The sequence below is a fragment of the Streptomyces niveiscabiei genome (genome assembly GCF_001419795.1).
In the GTDB taxonomy this organism is placed as follows: Bacteria; Actinomycetota; Actinomycetes; order Streptomycetales; family Streptomycetaceae; genus Streptomyces; species Streptomyces niveiscabiei.
The window spans coordinates 1-4,550 of the sequence record NZ_LIRL01000757.1 but is presented as its reverse complement, the minus strand read 5'-3'; the positions used below and the strand labels follow the sequence as shown (position 1 = coordinate 4,550).

Below are 4,550 nucleotides of genomic sequence, written 5' to 3'. Positions count from 1 at the left end.
GAGGTCCTCGCGGGGGCGGAGGCGCTGGACCGGGGGGTGCGGTGGGTGCATGCCGGTGAGGTGCCGCACATCGCCTCGCTCCTCAAGGGCGGCGAGCTGCTCCTCACCACCGGGTACGGCCTCGGCACCCGCCCCGCCGAGCAGCGCGCGTTCGTCCGCACCCTCGCGGAGCGGGGCATCGCCGCGCTCGTGGTCGAACTGGGGCCCCGTTTCACCCGGTTGCCGGCCGCGCTGATCGAGACGGCGCGTACGACGGGGCTGCCGCTGGTCCAACTCCACCGCGAGGTGGCCTTCGTGACGGTCACCGAGGAGATCCACACGGAGATCGTGAACGGTCACTACGCGCTGCTCCAGCGGGCGGAGGAGGTGCACCGGCGCTGCACGGACGCGTTGCTGGGCGGCGGGGGGATTCCGCACGTCCTCGGCATCCTCGGGGAGTTCAGCGACAACCCGGTGTTCCTGGAGACAGCGGAGGGACACCTGCTGTACGCGGCGGGGGCGGGCCCCGAGGGGGCTGATCCGCTCCAGGTGTGGGAACGGCTGCGGGGCCCGGGCCGGGAGGCGCCGTCGGGGACGGTGGTGGTGGATGTGCCGAGCGGATCCGGGGGCGCCGGCAGTGCTGCGGTGCGTTCCAGGCTCGTGCTGCTTCCCGTGCGCGCCCCCCTCACCCCCGTGCACCGCATCGCCGCCGAACGCGCCGCGGGCATCCTCGCGGTCGTGCTGATGCAGGCGCGGCAGGAGGAGGAGCTGGCGGCGCGTGGGCGGGGGGATTTTCTCAGCGACCTCGCGGAGGGGCGGATCGGCGCGGAGGACGCGCCGGCTCAGGCGAGGGTGCTGGGGTTCAAGCCCGGCGCCGGGCCCCTGCTGCCGGTCGTGATGCGTCTCGGCGACCCCGGGGCGCTCACGGCGAGGGCGCTCGCGGAGGAACTGGCGTCGCTGGGCGTCCCGGTGCTGCTCGGCGTGCGCCCCGTGGAGGGGCGTGTCCTGGTCCTCCTGGGCCTGCGCGCGGAACAGGACCGCGCGGCGCTGGCCGACCGGGCGGCAGCCGCCCTCCACGCCGGGGCGGACCGAGCGGGTACCCGGCGCCCGGGTTCCCCGCCGCCGGTCGTCGTCGTGGGAGTCCCCGGCACCTGGGCAGCGGCGGCGGCCGGCCTCCACCACGCGACCGAGGCGGCGACAGCGGCCCAGGGCCTCCCGCCCCAACCCTGGTACGACGCCCGCCACTTGGACACGGACCTGCTGCTGTGGCGGCTGCGGGACCACCCGGACCTGGCGGCGTTCGTGACGCGAGCGATCGGCGCCCTGCGATCCCACGACGCCAGAGCCAAGCCGCCGCTACTCCCCACGCTGGAAACGTACTTGGCGCACGCGGGCCGCAAGGCGGAGACGGCGAGAGAACTCCACCTGAACCGCCAGACGTTGTACAACCGCCTGGCGAAGATCGGCGAGTTGCTGGGAACGGACCTGGAGGACCCACAGACGGTACTGACCTTGAGCCTGGCACTGAGGGCAAGAAGGTACGTGTCCTGAGCCGCTACCCGATGGGCCGAGGCTGGGTCAACTCGTCGTAGACGCTCAGGACTTGAGCCACCGTCTCGTCCTCCGTGGGCCAGCTCCCCACCTGCCGCTCCCCCGACTCCCGCAGGGCGTCCCGCCGTTCCGCGTCCCCCAGCAGCCGCACCACGGCCCCCGCCAACGCCTCCGCGTCTCCCACGGCCACCAACTCCGCCGCGTCCCCCACGAGTTCCCGCACCCCGCCGGTCAGCGGAGCGACCAGCGGCACCCCGGCCCGCAACGCCTCCTGCGCGAAGACGGACCGGGACTCGTCGGCCCCCGGCAGCAGCGCCAGATCGGCGGCCCCCAGCAGTTCGGGAACGTCGTCCCGGCGCCCGACGAGCAGCACCGGCAGCCCTTCCCGGTCGATCCGCGCCTGCAACTCCCCCCGCAGCGGCCCTTCTCCGGCGACGACGACGAGCGGCACGGGATCGAGGAACCGCCAGGACCGGGCCGCGTCGAGCAGCACCTCGTACCCCCGATACCGGTCGAGCGATCCGACGGCGAGCAGCAACGGCCGCTCGCCGACCCCGAGTTCGGCCCGCACCTTGTCCCCCGGCAGCACACCGGAAGCCCGCTGCCCCGGCAGGGACACGGCCGCGAGCCGGGCGTCCCGGGCCCCCGTGCGCCGGGCCCGGTCGACGAGGTCGGAGGTGGTCCCCAGCACGACGGTGGCCGCCTTGACGACACGCCGCTCCAGCACGCGCAGCAGATGCGCGCGAGCCCCCTCGGCGCGGGCCCCGTTGTGCCAGGTGACGATCAGCGGCGTACGGCGTCCGCTGAGCGCGAGGACGGCCCGGAACGAGGCGTGCAGCCCGTGCGCGTGCACCAGGTCGGCGTCGGAGCAGGCGGCCCGCAGCGCGGCCACCGACCCTGGATCGCTGCTGCGCGGCACGGGCACGTGGTCCGCGCCGGCGCCGGAGAAGTCGTAGGCGTGATCGGACTCGGAGGGGGCGCACACCGTGACCCGTACGCCCCGCGCGACGAGCCCGGCGGTCAGCGAGCGCACGTGCGCGCTGCTGCCGGCGTTGCCGCCGCCGAGCACCTGCACGGTGCGCAGCGGCGCCTGGCCCTGGGACGAAGGGCTGCTCACGTGGCTCACGTGGCCGGAACTCCTGGTTCGGCGGGGGACGGTCACGAAGAAACGTACCGAAGGAACGCACGGAGACCCGCCCCGCGCACCTTCCTCCGTGTCCTCCAAGGATGCCAGCACGTACGGGTGTTCCGGACCGCCCGGCGGCCGTGGACCCCCGCACTTCAACCCTCTTGTCACCCACATGAGTGACGCCGTCCGGTTACGTACGAACAACCTCTCCACGGGTCGAGAACTTCGCACACCCGGCCGTCACAGCACCCCCGGACGACCCGCACATCACCCGTCCGGCCGACAGGGGCCGGGGGCGCGCCCGTGCGGAGCGCGCCCCCGGCAAGACCCTCTACGCGTCCGCGCGAGCCGTCGCCAGGAGTTCCTCCGCGTGCGCCCGGGCCGTCTGCGAGTCCTCCTGCCCGGCGAGCATCCGGGACAGCTCCCGGATCCGTTCCTCGCCCTCCAGGACCTTCACGCCGGAGCGGGTGACGGACCCGTCGTTGGTCTTCTCGACCAGCAGCTGCCGGTCGGCGAAGGCCGCGACCTGCGGAAGGTGGGTGACGACGACGACCTGCGCGGACTTGGCGAGCTTGGCGAGCCGCCGGCCGATCTCGACGGCCGCCTTGCCGCCGACGCCGGCGTCGACCTCGTCGAAGAGGTACGTGGGGACGGGGTCCGTGCCGGCGAACACGACCTCGACCGCGAGCATCACGCGCGACAGCTCACCGCCGGACGCGCCCTTGGCGATCGGCCGGGGCGGGGCGCCGGGGTGCGGGGCGAGCAGCAGCTCGACCTCGTCCGCGCCGGAGGGCCCGTACGCGACCCTCCGGCCGCCGACCTCGACGCCCTCGGGGTCCTCGGTCTGGCGGATCGCGAACGACACGCGCGCGTGCGGCATCGCGAGGGAGGCCAGCTCGGCGGTGACGGCGGCGGCGAAGCGGTCGGCGGCCTCGGTGCGGGCGTCGGTCAACGCCTGGGCGAGGGCGCCGAGTCCGGTGCGCAGGGCGTCGCGTTCGGCGGTGAGTTCCGCGATGCGTTCGTCGTCGGAGTCGAGTTCGGTGAGGCGGGCGGCGCTCGTCTCGGCCCACTCCAGGACGGCGTTCACGTCCGCGCCGTACTTGCGGGTCAGGGCGGTGAGGGCGGCGCGGCGCTCCTCCACGGCCGCCAGGCGCCGGGGGTCGGCGTCCAGGTCGTCGGCGTACCCGGCGAGTTCGCCCGCCACGTCGCCGAGGAGGATGCCGATCTCGCCGATGCGGTCCGCGAGCGCGGCCAGCGCCGGGTCGTGCGAGCGGACGGCCTCCAGGGCGCGCTGGGCGCCCGCCACGAGGGTCGCCGCGTCGATGCCCTCCGGGTCCTCGGGGTTGCCGGCGAGGGCGGCGTGCGCGAGGGTCGCGGCCGAGGACAGCGCCTCGGCGTGCCCGAGCCGCTCCGCCTCTTCTGCGAGCTCGACGTCCTCCCCGGGGCGGGGCTCGACCCCGGCGATCTCCTCCAGGCCGAAGCGCAGCAGGTCGGCTTCCTGCGCCCTCTCCCGCGCGCGCGTGGTGATCTCGTCCAGCTCGGCGGCGACCGCCCGCAGCCGCCGGTACGCCTCGCCGTACTTCGCGAGCTGCCCGGCCACGGCGTCACCGGCGTACCGGTCGAGCGCCGCCCGCTGCCGGGTGAGCTTCAGCAGGCCCTGCTGATCGGTCTGCCCGTGCACGGCGACCAGGTCGTCGGCGAGTTCGGCCAGCACGCCCACGGGCACGCTCCGCCCGCCGACGTGCGCCCGCGACCGGCCCTCCGCCGAAACGGTACGGCTGATGAGCAGCGCCCCGTCGTCCAGCTCGGCCCCCGCCTCCTCGGCCCTGAGGGCGACGGCGGCCCCCGAGGGCAGGGAGATCCGCCCCTCGACGACGGCCCGCTCGGCCCC

The 4,550-nt window shown here is 75.1% G+C and carries 3 protein-coding genes; 1 reads left to right on the top strand and 2 read right to left on the bottom strand.

Features of this window, described 5'->3' with window-relative positions; genetic code table 11:
* The coding region (locus AOK24_RS32820) for a PucR family transcriptional regulator (RefSeq protein WP_055723664.1) at positions 1–1,530 on the top strand (1,530 nt) is incomplete at its 5' end.
* Between the two features lie 4 nt (positions 1,531–1,534).
* On the opposite strand, the gene AOK24_RS32815 is transcribed toward AOK24_RS32820, so the two are convergent.
* Together AOK24_RS32815 and recN are read right to left on the bottom strand one after the other, a co-directional pair.
* Positions 1,535–2,656, bottom strand: a complete 1,122-nt coding sequence (locus AOK24_RS32815) for a glycosyltransferase family 4 protein (RefSeq protein WP_055723663.1) — start codon at positions 2,654–2,656, stop codon at positions 1,535–1,537.
* Positions 2,657–2,990: 334 nt separating this feature from the next.
* The coding region (recN, locus tag AOK24_RS32810; protein WP_055723662.1) for a DNA repair protein RecN at positions 2,991–4,550 on the bottom strand (1,560 nt) is incomplete at its 5' end.